Genomic DNA, 19,242 nt, shown 5'->3' with positions numbered 1-19,242 from the left:
CTCGTCGCTTATGGGCCGGCGTTGGTTAGCTCAATGGCACAGCGATATGGCGTCGGAATCCCGCGCTCGTTGCGATGCGCTCGTACCAAGACGCCAGCGCCGGTAGATCCGGCCGTGCCACACCTTCGAGACCGAACCAACGTCGTGCATATGTGCCAAGGGCGATATCGCCTATCGAGAAATGATCACCCTCGATCCACTGCCGCGATGCCAGGTGTTTGTCCAGCATGGCCCAATGCACGCCGACCGAACGGAAGTCAGCCTCTAGCGTGGCAGGATCGCGCTGCTCTGCAGGAGTCCGCACGAGTGCCACGAATACTGTCCTCTCGGCCGGCGCGAGCGTGGATAGCGTCCAGTCAAGCCACCGATCAATGCTGGCGCGCACCGGCGGTGAGTTCGAATACAAATCTGTATCGCTTCCGTATTGAAGTGCCAGATAACGCAAGATTGAGTTGGACTCCCACAGTACAAAGTCTTCGTCGACCAATGTGGGGACCCGACCGTTCGGATTCATCACAAGGTAATCAGAATCCTTGTTACGGCCATGTTGCATGCCTGCATCGATCCGATCGAATGGCAAAGACAGTTCTTCGCAAAGCCACAGCACCTTCTGCACATTCACCGAATTAGCCCGGCCCCATATTGTTAACATTGTCCGCTCCTTAATGCGCCCGTCAGGCCAGCAATCCATGCGGATCAAGCACGAACTTCTTTGCGGCGCCGGCATCAAATTCGTGATATCCGGCCGGAGCCTGATCAAGTGCAATTACCTGCACATTCACAACTTCCGCGATATTGATCCGGTTCCAAAGGATGGCTTGCATTAACTGCCTGTTGTACTTCATAACAGGCGTCTGCCCAGTGAAGAAACTGTGGGACTTCGCCCAACCCAGACCGAGTCTTACGCTCAGGCTACCCTCCTTCGCAGCTTCATCGACAGCGCCCGGATCGCCGGTGACGTAAAGGCCAGGAATGCCAATGCTGCCCGCGGCACGCGTTACTTCCATGAGTGAGTTCAGCACTGTGGCGGGGGCTTCATGGGCCGATCCTGATACACCATGACCACGCGCCTCGAAACCCACGCAGTCGATTGCGCAATCAACTTCCCGTTGGCCCAGCACGTCTTCGATCTGATCTACCAGCGGTGTATTCTTCGATAAATCCACGGTCTCAAAGCCCATTCTCCTCGCATGTTCAAGACGAGCTTTGTTGACGTCACCGACGATGACAGCGGCAGAGCCCAGTAACCGTGATGACGCTGCCGCCGCCATGCCCACTGGGCCAGCACCCGCGATATAGACTGTCGTTCCTGGCACCACTCCAGCCGTCACGGCTCCGTGATATCCGGTAGGAAGTATGTCGGAAAGACAGGTCAGATCGCGTATCTTGCTCATCGCCTGATCCTTATCCGGAAACTTCAACAAATTGAAGTCCGCATAAGGGATCATCACGTACTCGGCCTGGCCACCAATCCAGTTACCCATGTCCACATAGCCATAGGCACCTCCAGCTCGCGCCGGGTTGACGGTTAGACAAACGCCCGTATTACGTTGCTTGCACATCGGACAGCGCCCGCATGCCACGTTGAAGGGGACGGAAACCAGGTCACCTACCGCTATTGTTTCGACATCGGAACCGATCTCGATGACCTCTCCGGTAATCTCGTGTCCGAGAACGAGGCCGACCGAAGCGGTTGTTCTTCCGCGAACCATATGCTGATCCGAACCGCAAATGTTCGTCGAAACGACACGCAAAATTACACCGTGATTGATTTTCTTACCGCGCGGACTCTCCAGCCTCGGGAACGGTATCGTCCGCACCTCCACTCGCCCGTTGCCAGCGTAGACAACGCCTTTGTTTGATGTCATTTCCGTCTCCGTAATGGTTTCCGTTTTCCCAGCATATTCAAGCCACCGATCATGTTGGAAAAATTCCTCGCAACATCGAAAGATGCCTGAACTCGGTCGCGGATCTCTTTTGACGAAACCGCCAGTCCTACGTTGAGAGCACGTGGCGATATTAGAGCGCTTAGCCATGCGAACGGCTATCCCCTCTCGGGAATGTTGCTGATGCCCGTGCCGGATATTGGTCCAACAGATCAATGGGTCGACGACTGGTCCTCACCTGACTACCAGGAATACCCGACATGCCACTTTGGGAATGGACGCCAATCTCAGGTACCCGCAGGATGCACGCACGGAAACCGGCATCCCCGGTAACCGCGCTCGGAGAGACATCTGCGCCGACGTGACGGTCACAGAGAAGGAGCCGTACGACCGATCCAGCTTCATGGAACAGTAAGCCATGAGCCTGTTCCGGAGCCCGGAAAGGAGGCCGGGAATAAGGGATGTCGAAGGCAAAAAGCTAAAACATAAATCAACAAAAGGGGTCCCTGATTCCATACCCCGAGGAGGAGACGTGATGACAAACATCCGAAAAACGTGTAGCTCGACGTTCGCCCTGAAAGCCGTTGCGATTGCGGTATTTTCCTGGGGTGCCACTCCATCATTCGCGGTGGACGGCGCACAGTTAAGTAGCTTCGGCGTGATCGCGGGCGGAATGGGAGGTGTTTCAATCGCCCTACCCCAGGATAGTGTGTCCGCGGCGAACAATCCTGCGGGAATGGGAGTCGTGGGAAGTCGTTTCGACTTCGGGCTTCAGGGCATCGAGCCGCAGATCGACTATGAATATGGATCTGCCAACAATCACCTTCATTCCGGTGGCGTGTCTGCCGTTCCCGAGGGTGGATTCAACCTGCAGATTAATTCGCGTGTCACATTCGGCGTATCGCTGTTCGGCGTGGGCCTGGCCGCTAACTATGGAAGTCCAGCCTTGTCCATCCCCGGCGCACAGACCGCCAAATCGAGTCTTCAGGCCATGGCTGCGGCGCCGACTGTGACCTATAAGTTTAACGAACAAAACATTATCGGTTTGAGCATCGTTCTGGCATACGAGCGATTCTCCGCAGACGGTATCATTTTACCGAACGAAAGGGGTGGCCTGACCACACTGCCGTCGCATGGTGTGTCTGGAGCATTTGGCTACGGCGGTCGAATCGGCTACCTGTGGAAGCCAGTGCCGAACTTCACGCTAGGCGCGATGATTGCGACGACGATCCGGATGGGACGGCTTGCAGGCTACGACAAAGACATTCTGGCCGCTGGAGGTGGCAGGATAGACGTACCCCCTGAATATGGCATCGGCGTGTCGTATGAACCCGTTCCCGCGGTCAAACTTGCTGCGGACTGGCTTCATATTTCCTGGTCGAAGACGATTTTGGGATCCGCACAAACGTTTTCGTGGAAGGACCAGGACGTGTTCAGGATCGGCGCTTCGTATGATATCGGCCGCCGCTGGACTATTCGTGCTGGATTCAGTTACACGAACCCGACGTTCAACTCCAACGTCGTCGCGCGAAACTTCCTTACCCCTATCAACAATGGAAAGACGGTGTCTACGGGTTTCACATATCGGCTGAACAATAAAGACGAAGTCAGCGCACTTTTTGAATACGGCTTTCCCGTCAATATTCACGGAACTGGCGCGAGCGAAGGGTTCAACGTTAAAACAACGACGGAAGTCATCGGCATCACTTATGGCCACAGGTTTTAGCACTATTGAGGCCGTATTTTTTTGTCGGACGGTCGAGCATATAGGTGTTCTGAAGGACCAACCAGTGGTTATCTGGCGTGAAGGGTTAATTCGACCGACGAGTCCTTGCGTCGTTACGCTGCCGGACCGCCGACATTCCACTTTGGCATTTCGCCTATTGCCGAGAGGCTATAGCCGCCACGCGGGGGACACACCATACTTTCCTCATGCGGTGTAACGGCTGCGCTGGCGCCCCAGGTTCGCGGTGACGCCGTGAAAAGCATAGATCCAACTCAAGGAGATAACATGAAAGACGATTCTATTAGAGGGCTGCATCACATTACCCTCTGCACCTCATCAGCTCAGGCCGATGTTGACTTCTTTGTGAAGGTCATCGGCCAGCGATTCATCAAGCGCACTCTCTTTTATGATGGACGCATTCCGATTTACCACTTGTACTTCTCCGACGAAGTTGGTACACCCGGAACCGTCATGACCACCTTCCCGATGCTTCGTACCGGCCTCACCGGTCGAAAAGGGTCGGGCCAATTCACCGCGATCGCCTATTCGGTGCCGCCGGGCGCGCTAGACTTCTGGCGTGAACATTTCAGGAAGAACAACGTCGAAATTTCGAGTGAATCCGAGCGCTTCGGCGAGAAGTATATCCGTGTCGTTCATGCCGGCATCGATTTCGAAATTGTAGAAGACGAAACAGATCTCCGCACCCCTTGGAAATCGGATTACGTGCCCGAACGATACGCGGTACGCGGCTTTCATAACTGGACTGCTACCGTGCGCGAGCTCGAGGACATGGAGGTTTTTCTCAAGGCCGCCTGGAATTTCAGGGCGACGATGAGCGACGGGAATTTTACGCGCTATGAGACGCAGGAAGGAGGTGCCGGTAAGCGTCTCGACATTCTGCACGCTCCAGACCTCAGACAAGGGAGCTGGACCCTTGGCCAGGGGATCGTTCATCACGGCGCGTTCGATGTTGCTGACTACGACACCCAGTCGCGCATCAAATTCGAATCCGAGAGTATGGGATTCACTGACTTCTCCGACCGAAAGAACCGTGGTTACTTCGAGTCCGTATACGTGCGTACACCGGGCGGCATCATGTTCGAAGCAACTAAATCACTCGGCTTCAAAATGGACGAGGAGGAAGCTCGACTCGGAACGGAACTGAAGATGTCTCCGGAACTCGCGCCATCACGCGATGAAGTACTCGCGCTCATGGAGCGGGACGATCCAATCCATGTCTGAGACAGGCAAACGCGCCATGGGTAAATCAGAAAACAAGGAGATACTTCAATGAAATCGTTCAAGCTGGTCGGCATCGGCACACAAAAGGTATTACTCTTTCCCGGTTTGATGGGAACCAAGGATGCGTTCGATGCCATGCTGAAGTATGCGGACCTCGAGCGCTTTCAGTATGCCGCTGTTGACTATCGTGGCTACGGCTGCTCGAAACGGATGGAGGGGCTATTCACGCTTCGGGAAGCGGTCGTAGACGCCTGCAGGCTGGTGGAATTCCTCGGGTGGAAGAACATCGCGGTAGGCGGCCATTCATTGGGTGCGCTCGTAGCGCAAATGCTCGCGATCGCCATGCCGCATCGCACGTCCGCCATCCTGTCCATCGCTGGGGTCAGTGCAAAAGGCTCGGTATCCGATCCAGCGCGTGCTGCACTCATGGCGGAAGCTGCCACATCGGCGGAGAAACGTCAGCAGATTGTCAAAGGGGGGACTGCAAATCGGTGTTCCGATGCCTTCGCGCATGCATTGGTCGCGGCAACCTTCGCCGAAATCAGTCCCGCAGCTTTCACAGGCTACGCAAGTGACGCGAGTCGTACCGATATCCGTGAACAGGTCAAGGAACTTCCACATCCGGTTCTCGCGATGGTCGGCGAATTTGATCCCGCGTGTTCCGAACAGGCTGCTCGGGAAACCACGGCAACTTTCTTCAAACAGGTCGAAATTCAGGTTATACGGGGCGCCAGTCATTATCCCCTTTACGAGGCGCCTGCCGAGACTATCGCCGCAATGGAACGCTTCGTTAGCAACCGCCTGGCCCAAGAACCGCTCGCTCCGCCGCTTCAATTAGGGACCGGTAAAGATGCTTGACCTCAATGAATACAACATCACAGCCGAGGTGCACCGACGGATTGCAAGTGCCCCCGATTTACGGCTTCGCGAAATCCTAACCGTGCTGGTGCAGCATCTTCACGATTTCGCTCGTGAAGTCAAATTGACCGAGCCGGAATGGACGACTGGCATCGAATTTCTCACAAGGACAGGACAGCTCTGCAGCAATGCCCGACAGGAGTTTGTCCTCCTGTCCGACACGCTTGGTCTATCTCAGCTCGTGGTCACGCAGAGTCATACCCGAGCGGAGGGCGTGAGCGAACAGACGGTATTTGGCCCGTTCCATGTGGAAGAAGCACCTAAGGTCGCTGGCCTGAACAGTGATATCGCCAGGGGTTCCACCGGCGACCCGCTTTATGTTTCGGCACGCGTTCTATCGGCCGGGGCCCCCGTTGCAGGGGCAGTCGTGGATGTCTGGCATGCAGATGCAGAAGGCCAATACGACGTACAGGACGCGAACTGGACAGTTGGGAATTCCCGTATGAGGGCGGTACTCGAAACCGATGCTGATGGTCGCATTGGATTCTGGTCGGTTCTTCCGAAAAGCTATCCGATTCCCACAGATGGAACGGTCGGCGAGATGATTCGCGCAACAAAGCAATCTTCGATGCGACCCGCTCATGTTCATTTCAGGATCAAAATGGAAGGATTCGACACGCTTGTCACGCACGTCTTTGCTAACGGCGATCCGTACCTCGACGCAGACGCTGTTTTTGGTGTGCGAAGTTCGTGCATCGGAAACTACGAAAGTCGGTCCCCCGGAATAGCTCCGGACGGCAGATCGATGGATCGCCATTTCTTTACTCTTGATTTTTGCTTCGTTCTGGAGCCCGCTCTCACCTGATACGGAGAAGAAGATGCATTTCGTCATTGTCGGGCGTGATCGGCCCGGCGCAGAGGATCTTCGCTTGAAAACGCGCCCGGGCCACCGGGATTATATTCACGGGCCCCATGAGAATGTCATGCTCGTATTGGCCGGACCTCTTCTTGCGCGCGACGGCCGCACGATGACGGGATCCCTCCTCGTCGTGGAAGCGGAGACCCGAGAAGTAGTTGAGCAATTCTCGATGGAAGATCCCTATCGCAAGGCTGGGCTTTTCGCAGATGTACAGATCGATGCATGGAACTGGGTCACCGGCAGGCCGGGTGAAAAGTAAGGCGTGGCTTGGGGGCTACAGGGTTTCGAATAGCTTAAGCCATCTGCATAACTGAAGGATACGCCGGAGAGCGGTTCAAATGAGTCAAATTACACTCTACCATTTCCCGATGTCCATTTGCTCAATGAAGGTACGATTGTGCCTCGCTGAACTGGGCGTCCCCTATGACGAGCGGATCGTGGATATCGGGCTCGCACTCGAAAATCTGGAGCCATGGTACGTACGTATCAATCCGCGGGGTGTCGTACCCACGCTCTGCGACGGGGAGCTGGTCGTAACAGATTCAGCAAAAATCATGCACTATCTGGCTGATCGCTTCGAAAGCGGGTTACCACAAGACCCACAACAGAGAGCCGAGGCGGAACGATGGGTAAAAATCGCAGATGCATTCCCCTTGCACGCAGTCAGTTACAGCCGCGGCGGCATTCCGCGCGGGGACGAATTGCTTGCGAGCCGCCTCGCCCGGATCGTCGAAAACAAAGTGCGCCATCCTGACCTCGCTGATATCTATTCTGCGCTGTACGAGCGGGTTTCCGCCCTGCGCAATGCTTCAGTAGACAGCGAAGGCACCGCTGCTGCGCTTGCCGAACTTGATACGACATTCTCAAATCTGAACGCCATTCTGGCCTCGAAAACTTTCATTGGTTCAGAGACGTATTCCATCGCTGATGTAATCTGGACCGTGACGTTGGCGAGACTGGATATGCTCAAATTGAGTGATCTATTTTCCAACTTTCCGTTCCTATCCGCGTACTACGAACGCATGGTCGCCCGACCCAGCTTTGACGCGGCCCGAATCCGCCGCGCCTGGGTCGGAGCGATCTAGGACAGCCGGAATATCTGAAGCCGTGTAGACATACCGTGAAACAGAGACACGCCGCAGGTGCGTAGAGCGCAGAATCTTTGCAGGACATAGGAGACGAGACATGTACCCATTTCAAGACGACATTTATGCAGCCCGCAATCAGTGGTACATCGCCGCTTTTTCACGCGATGTCGGAAGAGAACAACTTCTGGAGAGATGGATTCTGGACGAGCCAGTTGTGTTCTATCGCACGGTCGCCGGCGACGCAGTGGCGCTGGAAGGTCGTTGCGCGCACCGGAATTTTCCGCTCAGTAAAAGCAACCTTCATGGCGACAATATCCAGTGTGCCTACCATGGTTTTACCTACAATTCGACCGGTACCTGTATTCATATTCCGGCCCAGGAAAAGATTCCGACGGCTTGCCGCATCAAAGCTTATCCACTCGTCGAACGATGGAACTGGCTGTGGATCTGGATGGGAGATCCGGTTCTCGCTGACGAATCCATGATACCGGACCACAAAGAAATCGGTCTGACCGACCCTGCTTATATTTCAAACGTAGTGGTCTATAACGAAGTCGCGTGTCGTCACCAGTTACTGCACGACAATCTCCTCGACCTCACACACATATCGGTTCTGCACAGCGCCACCATCGGCAATGGTAGCGATTCAGTTGCTTCAACACCTGAAACCCACGAAGAAGGCGATAACTGGGCAGCAAGCAAGCGTGTCATCAAGAACTATCCCTGCCCCGAAGTCTTCACCTCGTTTCTCGGCTATAAAGGCAACATCGATCGCACGATCACGTTGAAGTTTTTGATGCCTGGTCTGCACTGCGGAATGGACGAGTTCCGCAAACCCAGCTTCGACGATCAGCCCGGTGAACTGCTCGGACGGCTGGCAATTTACCACGGCGTAACGCCAGGGCGAAGGCATACTACGCACTACCATTTCGCAATTGCACGCGACTTCGCGAAGAGTGAGGCCACGACCGAGGTGTTCAACCATGCGATGAGCGCGGTAATCGAGGAAGACAAAGCGGGTCTCACTGCCCTTGAGGAAATGCTCGTGGGCCTCGGTGATCGCCGTCCCAGGGAAGTCCTGGCAATGAGCGATAGCCATCAGACACGAGCACGCCGCATTTTCGAGAAGTTGATCAGGAATGATCAGGCAGTGGTACGTGCTGTGCCTATCGTTCCTGTTGCGAACTAAAGTTTGAACCCAAGCGGAGAAGCGGATGGGAATGCTTATAGAAGGCGTATGGGAGCCCGACGATGCAGCAGCGCGCGTTGGGCCTCGCGGCGAGTTTGTGCGAACTCAAGCTACCTTTCGTAACACAATCTCGAAAGAACGGGGCGCAGTGTATTTTCCCGAACCCAACCGCTACCATCTTTATCTATCGCACGCATGTCCGTGGTCGCACCGAACTACGATCACGGTAATGGTCAAGGGCTTGGACGACGTCATCTCGCTGTCGTCAGTTGCGCCACAGGTCGGCACGAACGGCTGGACCTTTGCTGAATTCGCAGACGGCGACCACGATCCGATCTTTGGCGCCGATCATCTACACCAAATATACAGCGCTGTACAGGCCGACTACACGGGCAGGGTCACTGTTCCTGTCTTGTTCGACAAAGAGACTCGTACCATCGTGAACAATGAATCCACCGAGATCATGCGAATGCTTAACTCTGCATTCAATTCGATGGCACGCCATCCGGAAATCGACTTTTATCCGCGAGCGCTGCGTCAAGATATCGACTCAATCAACAATTTGATCTATAGCACAGTCAATAACGGCGTCTACCGCGCAGGCTTCGCGATAACGCAGGAACAATATGAAGAAGCGGTGATTGGCCTTTTCCATACCCTTGATCTTCTGGAGCGGCGGTTAGCCGGAAATCGTTATTTATGCGGAGATCGTTTGACCGAAGCCGACTGGCGCCTGTTTGCGACGTTGATCCGTTTCGACCTCGTCTACTATAGCCACTTCAAGTGTAATGTCCGGCGAATTGTTGATTATCCGAATTTGTTGGGTTACGTTAGAGAACTATATCAATTCCCCGGTATCGCTAGCACCGTTAACTTTGAGCACATAAAGAACCATTACTATCGTAGTCACCCTACGCTCAATCCAACTGGAATCGTTCCGGTCGGGCCGGATTTTTCGCTATTCGATGCACCTCACGAACGCAACGTCGGCAAAGCTTGAGACGTTCGTCAAGCACATGAGAGTCAGGCGGTACGTCGTGCGGAAGTGACCAGCCGCGGCACTAATTCCCGGCGTTATAGAACTGAACGGTTATGTTCCCGTCCGTCGTTCAAGTCGGATGGTTTTCCAGATGTAGGAATGTCCACAGACTGCGTTGCTTACCCCGATGAACGTGGAAGAGGCGGGAAATCGCGGCGATACTTGATACGTTCCATGACGGAATCGGGGATGTCGAAGACATCGTGGATGAAGGTACGCAGCCATTGACAGGCGGGATCGTGTGAAAATCTCTCGTGCCAATATTGCAGAACAGTAAATTCCGGCAAATTCAACGGGCAGGGTAAGCACTCCAGATCAAATTCTGGTGCCAATGCGATGGCGGCAGCCGATGGAACGGTAAGGACGTGATCCGTATGGCGCGACAGCATCGCAGCGAGCACAAAGCTTGGAACTCTCACGGCGACGTTCGACGGCAGTATTTCATCGAGTAAAAGCGTTTCTGCTCGTCCATGGATGTGTCCGGACTTGCCGCTCGCGACAATGATGTGGGTTTGCTGCTGAAACAGATCGGTATCGAAGACCGGCGCGGCGCACACGGGATGGCCACGGCGGACAAGGCAGATGTACTGTTCCACAAATAGGCGTTGCTGATAGATTCCACTCTCTGACAACGAAGAAAAGGCACCCAGGGATAGATCGATGTCCCCGACCTCAAGTCCCTCAAGAACCTCGCGTTGATTTCCAGTAGTTCCCGTTATGCGAGCGTGGGGTGCCCGTCGCCTCAGTTCAGGTACCAGGATTGGCAAAAAAACTGACATGCCCAAGTCCGATGCATGGATCGTAAATATGCGGTCGGATGAGGCAGGATCGAAAGGCGGTACGATGGCAATGCGCTCGTAGTATGTCCGCAGCACATCAGCTATTGGAGCTTCCAAGGCCTTGGCCCTAGGCGTTGCCTCCATACCATTCGGTGATCTGACGAATAGCGTGTCACCCAGATGCCGACGGAGACGCTGCAATGATTTGCTGATAGCGGATTGCGTGACACCAAGATTCTCGGCTGCGAGCGTAAGACTACGACATTTTCGAATCTCGTCAAAAATCACGAGCAGCTTCAGGTCGATGTCGGGTAACTTGTGGAAATCCATTGGCAGTTCTCCTTCAGGTCTGAGAGACGCCTGCGGCTTTCGATTGGGGATTGTGGAAGCGTACCCTCCACGCGGCCTTAAAATCGAGAATGCAAATAACCACCGGCAGTTGCTCTCCTGCTTTCTGCAATGCAACATGCAACATGCAACATGCAACGCCATGCCTTCTCGCAACCTTCTGCGAATTGACGTTTACAGGCCTTTGAGGAATGACAATGTCACAGCGGTATTTCATGCTACGTAGCCGCTAATAGGCCGTCAATAGAGGCTCGCCCGAGGATGCCCCGCCCGGGTGTCCCATGCCAGTTTAACCCTGTACTTCCTTCCTCCAGTTGCCGGATAGCCACCATGATTGGGGGCGCAACATGAGAATCTTGCCCTGCGCTGCGATTGGAGACCAGTCCCACAACACCGTACACGTCGTCACTCATAAGCGCTGCTCGCGCAATTGATTCGGTATGAACCGCCCCGGGTTTGGTGGAAGCCCCAACTCTTGTGAATGGAGCCACACCAGAGTCGTGATGGCAGTTTGGCGGCGAAAATGGAAATTACAATCCTTCGCCATCCTATAACCGTTGCGAAACGGCTTATCTAGCGTTAGGAATGTGCGATATCCAGACCGGAAACCTTGTTGCGTCCTGACAGCGGTATGCGATGCAAAGGTAAATTTAATTCGGACTGCGGCGAAGTGACGGATTTATTTCGTTCGAAGTGGAAGCAAAATTGTCAATCCGATCGGCGATTCCCTTCTGCCACGGAGAGTCCGGAGTGACAGATTTTATTTGGCCCATGCTGAGCGCGTCACGGTCCGCTACAGAAAATGGCCGTTAGCAAGAGGGGGACTACTTGATGGATGACAGCGCCGCTGCCGGCCTGGCGCGCGTGCGCTTCTACTGACTCGGTGGGGCCGATCACTACCACGCCATAGGCTGAGTCCGTAACAGGCTGGCCATCTCCCCGTTTGAACAGTGCATCACCGTGTTCATACCCGAGGACGGCGTAGACGCGAAAGCCAAATGCCGTCAGGTTGCTGCCGTGCACCGGTCGAAATGCGTTGACCGAGTTCGCTTCGACGCGCATCGGCTTCGGATCGATGTACTGGTCCTTCAGGAGCGGGGCGATGAACGCGTGTGCGTTCGATCTACAGTCGAGTTGCGGATCGAGCGCGTAAGCGTAGGACGAGACCGGAGGGAGCCCCGCGGCGATAGCAATAAGCGCCGTCACCCAGGCGTGGATTGCGGAAACCTTCATCAGTCTCTCCATTCAATCGAGCTTACTCCGCAGTGTGAGCGAACTCGACCCGGCACCAACATGTTCTGCACCCGCTCCAGTTTCATGGCCAGCGCTCAGATGCGCATTCCAGGTCAGCGTGAAGGTTTCCATGGTGGCGCTCCGGCACCATTTCTTCAAGATGACGAAGACTCCGCGAACAGGCTACCCCGACACTGAAACCAATCGGACTCCTCATTGTTCGCCAGTGCCGATGCCAACACGTGAACAAAACGCTGAAACGCATCGAGCGTTCCATGGACGCTTCGGTACTCGGTGCGACCGATCCTGCCGTCAAGTACGACCAGCATTCCAGCATCCGCCGCCAATTCCAGGATGTTCATTCCGTTCTCCCGAGATCGCCCGACAGCGACCCATCGCTCATGCCGCAAGCGGGTAAGCGCGCATCGCCGGCGTGCTCGCCTTTGCCGGGAACACGTTCCACGAACCGTCATCGTGCCGGAAGAAAACGATGGTCAAACCTTCGTCCGGCCGCATCACGCCGATGCGCACGTAGCGCCTTCGATCCGATGGTGTGCGACTGAACTCCATCACGCGTACCGTCACCACCGCAGAGTGCCCAAACCACTTTGCGACCAGCGATCGCAAGCACATCTTGCCGGAACCCATCTCGCTCTCCTCTCACCGCGGCGCCACCATCGTGTCCCGGCAATTCGTGGCGGGAACATTGCAACGTCTTGTCGGTTACCTTACCGTCAAATATAGGTTATATAACCTATAAAGCAACCTCTTAATTTGGGGGACAGGGGTAAACGATATCGGCCCGTGGAAACGTTGTTTCGTCGGACATTTGGCGTGTCGATGTTTGGCAAAAACCGGTTTTTCAACCTATACTTAAGTCAGGTTAGATAACCTATTAAGTTGAGCGATTTCCGAAGCAGCCGCCGCGCAGTCGCACCGCCAACTCGCCAACGCGATGCCCGGAAAGCGCAGAACCGCAACGTTGATTGTTGTCGCACAAGGCAGGCGCGACCCCACGGGCCGCTGCCAGACGTGAACTTTGCGCGGAACAGCGAGACAGTCGGCGCCTCAGAACGGAGTGCTCGTGAAAAAACTGACCCTCACTTCCGCAGCGATATTTGATCCACGAACCGCGACACCCACGAGACTGCGCGGCAATCGGGAGAGCCGGGTGCCTGAGATCATCGATGTATCGATCAACGTGCTGATCGCGGCGGGTTACGCAGGGTACACGATCAACCGCGTGGCCAATGATGCGGGCATTCGCCTGAGCACGTTACAGCACTATTTTTCGACCCGTGAAGCGCTGTTGCGCGCCACGATCGAGGAGATCGCAAAGCGGTACTTCGAACGCTTTCGAGGCTTTGCCGAAAACAGAAACCGCGCCCCGCTGGCGCGGCTCGAAGCGATCATCGACGACGCTTTCGCCGAGTTTGTCAAACCTGGGTTGCCTGCAGGGATCTTCGAGAGTTGGGGATTGGCGCTGCATGAACCGTTCGCGCGCGATGTCGTCGTAGAGATACAGAAACAGTTCACGAGGCTCTTTGCAAAGCTCGTCGGCGAAATCAATCCGGTACTGTCGATGGAAGAACGCGAATTGCGCGGTGCATTGATCGTGTCCAGTTGCCAGGGCCTGGTTATTTTCCTTCGCTGGAGTGACGACAGCCCCTCGCAACTGCATGCCTTCCGCAAGGCTGTCAAGGTCGTATGGAGTGGCCTCGGCAAGGCTGACGAATGAGCACGCGCGGCGGGGCTTCCAGCTGTAAGCGTTGAAGCCGCGCAAATCGGAACATCGCGCTTAGAAACGAGTTCTACACCCGGTATATTTGGAGATATCGGGTGCGACTCTTATCAATGGGCGAAGCGGCAGAGTATTCGCTCGCGCGTGCAGGCACCGCCGGATCAGTCGACATTGAGATTCCCGCTGAGCCGCGCATGGAACGCTCGGCTGCGTTCATCGAGCCCGATGAATTGAACAGCGATGTCATGCTGCCGGTATTTCATTTCAATCGAATCGAGCGCGGCGACCATCGATGCATCCCAGATCTGGGACTTCGAAAAGTCGATCACGACGCCATGCGGATCGCCCGCATAGTCGAAGCGGTCCACGAGGTCGTTGCTGCTGCAAAAGAAGAGCGGGCCATGCACTTCATAGCGCACGCTCTGCCCATCTGCGGACACGGTGCGAGTTGTGCGGATCACGTGCGCGACGCGTCGCGCGAACAGCACCATCGCCGGCAGCACGCCGCCCACGACGCCGATCGCAAGATTGCCCGTGCAGACGGTCAACGCGACGGACACCAGCATCACCGAGGTTTCCATCAACGGCATGCGTCTGAGCGTGGCAGGACGCAGGCTGTGCCAATCCACGGTCTTCATCGCGACGATCATCATCACCGCGGCGAGCGCGGCCATCGGGATGCGCGCCATGATCGAGCTCAGGCCGGTCATGAGCAAGAACAACGTGAAGGCGGCCGCGAGCGTGGACACGCGCGTGCGCGCGCCGCCGATGCCAACATTCACCACGGTCTGACCGATCATCGCGCAACCAGCGATGCCGCCAAACGCGCCCGCGCAGAGATTACCGAGCCCGAGCGCCCACGATTCGCGCGTCTTGTTTGAGCGCGTTTCCGTGATTTCATCCACCAGCTTCGCGGTCAGCAGGGTTTCGAGCAGGCCAACGAATGCGATGCTGATCGCAGTCTGCCAGACGATCCTGAGCGTGCTCATATCGAATGGCACAGTCCATGCCGTGAGGCCAGGCAGATCCGCCTGCGCAGGATGGTCGCCGCCCACAGTCGGCACGCTCCATTGCAGCGCGATGGCAAGACCTGTCGCGACCACGATCGCGATCAGCGGCGAGGGCACGGCGCGCGTGAAACGAGGCGCGCCCAGCACGATCACGAGCGCGATCGCAAACAGCGCGTAGACCGCAAACGGTTTGTCGATCACATGCGGAATCTGCGCGCAAAAGATCAGAATACCGAGCGCGTTGACAAAGCCGAGCATCACCGAGCGTGGAATGAAGCGTGTGATGCGCGCAAAGCCAAGCAGCCCGAATGCAACCTGAATCAGTCCGCCGAGCAGCAAGGCGGGAAAGATATAGCCCGCGCCATGCGCACGAACCATCGAACCGACGACGAGTGCGACGGAACCCGCGGCTGCGGTCACCATCGCGGACCGTCCGCCGAACAGCGACAGGATGATCAGCAACACCACCGACGCAAGCAACGCTGAACGCGGTTCGACGCCTGAAATAAAGGAGAAAGAGATGACCTCGGGAATCAGCGCGAGGCTCGTCACCACGCCCGCGAGCACTTCGCGCAGCAGTTCGGCGCGCGATGCGGGCAATGCAATGCGCGACGTGGCGCGCGGTGTATCGATCCTGCTCACAGGATGTGTCATGACAGTACTCGTATTGTTGAGCCGTGAGATGCGGCGCACGGATCACGCTCGTACGATGCATCGGAAGCCGATATGACTCGTCGACGTATCGAGCGTCTGGCCCTGACGTGCAGCGGGCCGATAACGCAGGCAATAGCTCGGCGCGCACAAATGCGAGCCGCCCTTGACCACGTTGCGCACATTGGGATCGTCGAGTGCGGACGACGGAATGCAGCACGACTTCGTTTCCTCGACGCCGGGTGCGTTGCCGTAACGCGTGACCGTCCATTCCCACACGTTGCCCGCGACATCGTAAAGACCGTAGCCGTTGGGCGGATACGACCTCACCGGCGAGGTGCGCTCGTAGCCGTCGAATGCCGTGTTCTGCCACGGAAACTCGCCCTGCCACGTGTTCGCCATTTGCCGGCCGTCGGGCGCGAACTCATCGCCCCACGGATACGCCGCGCCATCCAGACCGCCGCGCGCTGCGTATTCCCATTCAACTTCATTGGGCAGCGCCTTGCCGGCCCACGCCGCATACGCGCTCGCATCCGCGAACGACACATGCACGACCGGATGATCCGCGAGACCCGTGAGATCGCTCTGCGGCCCTTGCGGATGACGCCAGTTCGCGCCGGGCACATACGCCCACCAATTGCGGTAATCACGCAGCCCCACGCGGGATGGCGGCTGCGTGAACACCAGCGATCCGGGGCACAGCAGCGCCGGATCGGCATCCGGATAGAGCGCGGGATCGGGCTGGCGCTCCGAGATCGTGAGATAGTGGGTCGCATCGACGAACGCCTTGAATTGCGCGTTCGTCACCGGATGCGCGTCGATCCAGAAATCCGGCGCCGTGGCGGGCCGCGCCGGACGCTCCGCGCGATAGAAAACATCGGAACCCATCGTGAAGTCGCCGCCCATGATCCGCATCATGCCTTCGGTTCGGGCAGTTTCCTTCGATGGAGCCTCGGCTGCGGTCTTCGCGGAAGAGCAGCAGCATGCACGCTTCACGGGTCGTGCGTCCGTCATCGGCGCGCTCATGGCTTTACGAGTTGAAGACCGACTTCGGCACGAATTCGAGCTCGGAGCCCGGCGGGATCAGCTCTTCCTGCTTCACGCTGTCCTCGAACTCACGCACGACGCGATGCGCATGCTGCATCACCCACCACCGCACGTAGCGCTGATTGACCGCCTCGCGTTCCTTAGGGTCTTCCTGCAGATGCGTGATACGCGCGAAACCGAGCGGCAACTCGGGATCATGGAAATGCTGCTGGCGCTTGAAGTTGATCTTGAAGTCCTTCCACTTCACCGCGTGCAGTTCGTCATTGAGCCACACCATGCACGACTCGCGGTTCGACCCTTCCTGTTCGCCGAGGAAGAACTTCGTCTGGTCCTTGCCGTCTATGAGCCGATCTCTCGGTGTTTCTTCGCCAGCGAAGCTCAGCAGCGTCGTGAACATGTCAGTGACGTGAATCATCTCGTTGCTCTCCACGCCCGCCGGAAATGCGGCCCGGCCAGCGCGCGAGCAACGGCGTGCGGATGCCGCCTTCCGCCGAACTGAAATACGAACCGTCGAAGAAGCCGCCCGTGCCGCGGCCCGCGAGATGGTCTTCCGCGCCGTTGTCGCCGCACAGGATCACGATGGTGTCGTCGGCCACGCCCAGACGTTCGAGTTCGTCGAGCAGCACGCCAAAGTCGTGATCGAGCATCAGCAGGCAATCGCCCCATTCGCCGTTGGTGCTCTTGCCGACGAATTCGTCGCGCGGCGACATCGGGAAGTGCATCAGCGAGTGGTTGAAGTAGAGGAAGAACGGCTCGTCGTTTTTCACGCAACGCTGCATGAAGTCGATGCCGCGCTTCTGGTACTCCAGGTCACAGGTCTTTTTGGTTTCCATCGTGAGCTGTTCGTCGAGCAGCGGCTTCGTGCCTTTGCCCTTGAAGCCCTCGTGCATGTGCGAATAACCGTCGCGCTCGGGAACGTAATGCGGGTCTTCCAGCCACATGCATTCGTCATAGGTGCGCAGCGGGCCATACCATTCATCGAAGCCGTGATCAGTCGGAAAGCGGCCGTCTTCCGCCCCGATGTGCCACTTGCCGAGGCACGACGATTTGTAGCCGCCCTTCGCCAGCAACTCCGCAATGGTGATTTCCCACGTAACCAGACCGCCGCCATTGCCGCCGAGCGCGATCGTGTGATTGCCGGAGCGGATCGGGTAGCGGCCCGTCATCAGAGCGGAACGCGTCGGCGTGCACTGCGGTTCGACCACGTAGTGCGTAAGCTTGGTGCCTTCCTTGCAGAACGCGTCGATGCGCTTCGTGTCGGCGCCGCGCAGCTTGCCGCCGCCGTAGCAGCCCAGTTCACCCATGCCCAGGTTGTCGACGTGGAAGAACAGGATGTTCGGTTTCTTGCTCATTGCAAAACTCCATCAGATCGAGAGCGTTATCTCCGCTCCCGGTTAGGGATACGAATAGGTGTGTGTGGTGATACCGGTATGCGCTTTCCGGCGGACTCAGAACATCTCTTCGACGCCGTTCTGGCGCATTTCCATGCTGAAACCTTCGACGCCGCCGGACTCCAGTTCCGAACCCATCGCCGCGAGCGATTCCTCGCGAATCAGACTCTTGAGCCGATGAACCAGTTCGGTGAACTCCGGCATGTCGAACATCGCGGGCGTACGCGGACGTGGCAGCGGCACGCGAATTTCCGCCTTGATGCGACCCGGCCGCGCCGTCATGACGTAGATGCGGTCGGACAGGAACACGGCTTCCTCGATGTCGTGCGTGATGAACAACACCGAGAGCCGGAAGCGCTGCCACATGTTCGTCAGGATCTCCTGCATGACGGTGCGTGTTTGCGTGTCGAGCGCGCCGAACGGCTCGTCCATCAGCAAGACCTGCGGATTCGCAGCGAGCGCGCGCACGATGCCGATGCGTTGTTTCATGCCACCCGAAAGCTGATCCGGGTAGTGGTTCTCGAACGCGAGCAGCCCTGCGAGACCGAGCAGCGTGCGCGCCGTGCCTTCACGTTTGATGCGCGACACGCCCGCCATCTTCAGGCCGAATTCGACGTTCTCGCGCACGCGCAGCCACGGAAACAGCGAGTACTGCTGGAACACCACGCCGCGCTCCGCACCCGGCTTTCGGATGGGTACGCCGTCGAGCGTGGCCGTGCCGCGCGTCGGCTTCGTGAAGCCCGCCACGATGCTCAAGAGCGAAGACTTGCCGCAGCCCGATGGCCCGATCAGAGAGACGAACTCGTGCGGCTCTACTGTGATCGACACGTCCTTGACGGCTTCGGTCTGCGCGTCGCCCGAGGCGAACACGACGCCGATGTTGCGGCAATCGATGCGTCCTTTGTTTGCGTTGCCTCAGCCGCGCTTTTTTCAGCGCGACAACTGACAATCCTCCCGGCATCGCCGTTGTCACGTCGAAAGCCTTCTACGTCGCGGAGCGCGCGTGGACATCCCTGCCCCGTTACGACACCCCTCGTCGTCGAACTGCGTTTTTTCAAACCCCGTTTACCACGCGCAAGACAGGAAACGCCACTA

Annotated in this window: 20 protein-coding genes; 9 read left to right on the top strand and 11 right to left on the bottom strand. The window is 57.0% G+C overall.

Features of this window, described 5'->3' with window-relative positions:
• Positions 1-25: 25 nt before the first annotated feature.
• Positions 26-652 (bottom strand): glutathione S-transferase family protein, encoded by a 627-nt coding sequence (locus AC07WT_RS26575; protein WP_494949224.1) that lies wholly within the window; start codon positions 650-652, stop codon positions 26-28.
• A 22-nt stretch (positions 653-674) separates the two neighbouring features.
• Entirely contained in the window at positions 675-1,868 is a 1,194-nt protein-coding gene (gene fdhA / locus AC07WT_RS26570) for a formaldehyde dehydrogenase, glutathione-independent (protein WP_494949223.1), read from the bottom strand.
• A gap of 553 nt (positions 1,869-2,421) precedes the next feature.
• Here fdhA and AC07WT_RS26565 point away from each other — a divergent pair.
• From AC07WT_RS26565 to AC07WT_RS26530, 8 genes are all read left to right on the top strand, one after another.
• A complete protein-coding gene (locus tag AC07WT_RS26565; protein ID WP_494949222.1) occupies positions 2,422-3,612 on the top strand; it encodes an OmpP1/FadL family transporter in 1,191 nt (396 codons plus the stop codon).
• Between the two features lie 285 nt (positions 3,613-3,897).
• Entirely contained in the window at positions 3,898-4,854 is a 957-nt protein-coding gene (locus AC07WT_RS26560) for a VOC family protein (protein WP_494949221.1), read from the top strand.
• 48 nt (positions 4,855-4,902) lie between these two features.
• Positions 4,903-5,712, top strand: a complete 810-nt coding sequence (locus tag AC07WT_RS26555) for an alpha/beta fold hydrolase (RefSeq protein WP_494949220.1) — start codon at positions 4,903-4,905, stop codon at positions 5,710-5,712.
• The gene (locus AC07WT_RS26550; protein WP_494949219.1) at positions 5,705-6,577 is read left to right on the top strand and encodes a dioxygenase family protein; all 873 of its coding nucleotides are present in this window, start codon (positions 5,705-5,707) and stop codon (positions 6,575-6,577) included. The genes AC07WT_RS26555 and AC07WT_RS26550 overlap by 8 nt, the downstream gene beginning before the upstream one ends.
• A gap of 13 nt (positions 6,578-6,590) precedes the next feature.
• Complete coding sequence (locus AC07WT_RS26545; RefSeq protein WP_494949218.1) at positions 6,591-6,890, top strand: YciI family protein; 300 nt, start codon at positions 6,591-6,593, stop codon at positions 6,888-6,890.
• A gap of 79 nt (positions 6,891-6,969) precedes the next feature.
• Positions 6,970-7,716, top strand: coding sequence for a glutathione S-transferase family protein (locus AC07WT_RS26540; RefSeq protein WP_494949217.1), 747 nt, complete (start codon positions 6,970-6,972; stop codon positions 7,714-7,716).
• A gap of 100 nt (positions 7,717-7,816) precedes the next feature.
• Positions 7,817-8,908: a Rieske 2Fe-2S domain-containing protein gene (locus AC07WT_RS26535; protein ID WP_494949216.1), complete on the top strand. Its 1,092-nt coding sequence runs from the start codon at positions 7,817-7,819 to the stop codon at positions 8,906-8,908.
• 25 nt (positions 8,909-8,933) lie between these two features.
• Positions 8,934-9,908, top strand: a complete 975-nt coding sequence (locus AC07WT_RS26530; RefSeq protein WP_494949215.1) for a glutathione S-transferase family protein — start codon at positions 8,934-8,936, stop codon at positions 9,906-9,908.
• Positions 9,909-10,066: 158 nt separating this feature from the next.
• Here AC07WT_RS26530 and AC07WT_RS26525 read toward each other — a convergent pair whose 3' ends face one another.
• From AC07WT_RS26525 to AC07WT_RS26510, 4 genes are all read right to left on the bottom strand, one after another.
• Positions 10,067-11,056, bottom strand: coding sequence for a LysR family transcriptional regulator (locus AC07WT_RS26525; protein ID WP_494949214.1), 990 nt, complete (start codon positions 11,054-11,056; stop codon positions 10,067-10,069).
• Between the two features lie 801 nt (positions 11,057-11,857).
• Entirely contained in the window at positions 11,858-12,307 is a 450-nt protein-coding gene (locus tag AC07WT_RS26520; RefSeq protein WP_494949213.1) for a hypothetical protein, read from the bottom strand.
• Between the two features lie 155 nt (positions 12,308-12,462).
• A complete protein-coding gene (locus AC07WT_RS26515) occupies positions 12,463-12,669 on the bottom strand; it encodes a hypothetical protein (RefSeq protein WP_494949212.1) in 207 nt (68 codons plus the stop codon).
• 37 nt (positions 12,670-12,706) lie between these two features.
• Complete coding sequence (locus AC07WT_RS26510) at positions 12,707-12,955, bottom strand: hypothetical protein (RefSeq protein WP_494949211.1); 249 nt, start codon at positions 12,953-12,955, stop codon at positions 12,707-12,709.
• Between the two features lie 430 nt (positions 12,956-13,385).
• Here AC07WT_RS26510 and AC07WT_RS26505 point away from each other — a divergent pair, with 430 nt between their 5' ends.
• Positions 13,386-14,045, top strand: coding sequence for a TetR/AcrR family transcriptional regulator (locus tag AC07WT_RS26505; RefSeq protein ID WP_494949210.1), 660 nt, complete (start codon positions 13,386-13,388; stop codon positions 14,043-14,045).
• Between the two features lie 164 nt (positions 14,046-14,209).
• On the opposite strand, the gene AC07WT_RS26500 is transcribed toward AC07WT_RS26505, so the two are convergent.
• From AC07WT_RS26500 to AC07WT_RS26480, 5 genes are all read right to left on the bottom strand, one after another.
• A complete protein-coding gene (locus AC07WT_RS26500; RefSeq protein ID WP_494949209.1) occupies positions 14,210-15,712 on the bottom strand; it encodes a SulP family inorganic anion transporter in 1,503 nt (500 codons plus the stop codon).
• 42 nt (positions 15,713-15,754) lie between these two features.
• Entirely contained in the window at positions 15,755-16,723 is a 969-nt protein-coding gene (locus AC07WT_RS26495) for a formylglycine-generating enzyme family protein (protein WP_494949208.1), read from the bottom strand.
• Between the two features lie 16 nt (positions 16,724-16,739).
• The gene (locus AC07WT_RS26490) at positions 16,740-17,171 is read right to left on the bottom strand and encodes a hypothetical protein (RefSeq protein ID WP_494949207.1); all 432 of its coding nucleotides are present in this window, start codon (positions 17,169-17,171) and stop codon (positions 16,740-16,742) included.
• Entirely contained in the window at positions 17,155-18,108 is a 954-nt protein-coding gene (locus tag AC07WT_RS26485; RefSeq protein WP_494949206.1) for a sulfatase-like hydrolase/transferase, read from the bottom strand. Before AC07WT_RS26485 ends, AC07WT_RS26490 begins: the two co-directional genes overlap by 17 nt.
• A 96-nt stretch (positions 18,109-18,204) precedes the next feature.
• Positions 18,205-19,017, bottom strand: coding sequence for an ABC transporter ATP-binding protein (locus tag AC07WT_RS26480; protein ID WP_494949205.1), 813 nt, complete (start codon positions 19,015-19,017; stop codon positions 18,205-18,207).
• Positions 19,018-19,242 lie beyond the last annotated feature (225 nt).

The organism is Paraburkholderia sp. GW821-FHT02A12, from assembly GCF_059422005.1.
This window is presented reverse-complemented; position numbering and strand designations above follow the sequence as displayed.

What these genes read in the sequence shown, in the direction of transcription:
- AC07WT_RS26575 (WP_494949224.1), bottom strand. Translation starts at nt 652, where the DNA reads ATGTTAACAATATGGGGCCGGGCTAATTCGGTGAATGTGCAGAAGGTG.
- AC07WT_RS26520 (WP_494949213.1), bottom strand. Translation starts at nt 12,307, where the DNA reads ATGAAGGTTTCCGCAATCCACGCCTGGGTGACGGCGCTTATTGCTATC.
- AC07WT_RS26495 (WP_494949208.1), bottom strand. Translation starts at nt 16,723, where the DNA reads ATGACGGACGCACGACCCGTGAAGCGTGCATGCTGCTGCTCTTCCGCG.
- AC07WT_RS26550 (WP_494949219.1), top strand. Translation starts at nt 5,705, where the DNA reads ATGCTTGACCTCAATGAATACAACATCACAGCCGAGGTGCACCGACGG.
- AC07WT_RS26555 (WP_494949220.1), top strand. Translation starts at nt 4,903, where the DNA reads ATGAAATCGTTCAAGCTGGTCGGCATCGGCACACAAAAGGTATTACTC.
- AC07WT_RS26510 (WP_494949211.1), bottom strand. Translation starts at nt 12,955, where the DNA reads ATGGGTTCCGGCAAGATGTGCTTGCGATCGCTGGTCGCAAAGTGGTTT.
- AC07WT_RS26560 (WP_494949221.1), top strand. Translation starts at nt 3,898, where the DNA reads ATGAAAGACGATTCTATTAGAGGGCTGCATCACATTACCCTCTGCACC.
- AC07WT_RS26515 (WP_494949212.1), bottom strand. Translation starts at nt 12,669, where the DNA reads ATGAACATCCTGGAATTGGCGGCGGATGCTGGAATGCTGGTCGTACTT.
- AC07WT_RS26540 (WP_494949217.1), top strand. Translation starts at nt 6,970, where the DNA reads ATGAGTCAAATTACACTCTACCATTTCCCGATGTCCATTTGCTCAATG.
- AC07WT_RS26490 (WP_494949207.1), bottom strand. Translation starts at nt 17,171, where the DNA reads ATGATTCACGTCACTGACATGTTCACGACGCTGCTGAGCTTCGCTGGC.
- AC07WT_RS26545 (WP_494949218.1), top strand. Translation starts at nt 6,591, where the DNA reads ATGCATTTCGTCATTGTCGGGCGTGATCGGCCCGGCGCAGAGGATCTT.
- AC07WT_RS26530 (WP_494949215.1), top strand. Translation starts at nt 8,934, where the DNA reads ATGGGAATGCTTATAGAAGGCGTATGGGAGCCCGACGATGCAGCAGCG.
- AC07WT_RS26565 (WP_494949222.1), top strand. Translation starts at nt 2,422, where the DNA reads ATGACAAACATCCGAAAAACGTGTAGCTCGACGTTCGCCCTGAAAGCC.
- AC07WT_RS26535 (WP_494949216.1), top strand. Translation starts at nt 7,817, where the DNA reads ATGTACCCATTTCAAGACGACATTTATGCAGCCCGCAATCAGTGGTAC.
- fdhA (WP_494949223.1), bottom strand. Translation starts at nt 1,868, where the DNA reads ATGACATCAAACAAAGGCGTTGTCTACGCTGGCAACGGGCGAGTGGAG.
- AC07WT_RS26525 (WP_494949214.1), bottom strand. Translation starts at nt 11,056, where the DNA reads ATGGATTTCCACAAGTTACCCGACATCGACCTGAAGCTGCTCGTGATT.
- AC07WT_RS26500 (WP_494949209.1), bottom strand. Translation starts at nt 15,712, where the DNA reads ATGACACATCCTGTGAGCAGGATCGATACACCGCGCGCCACGTCGCGC.
- AC07WT_RS26485 (WP_494949206.1), bottom strand. Translation starts at nt 18,108, where the DNA reads ATGAGCAAGAAACCGAACATCCTGTTCTTCCACGTCGACAACCTGGGC.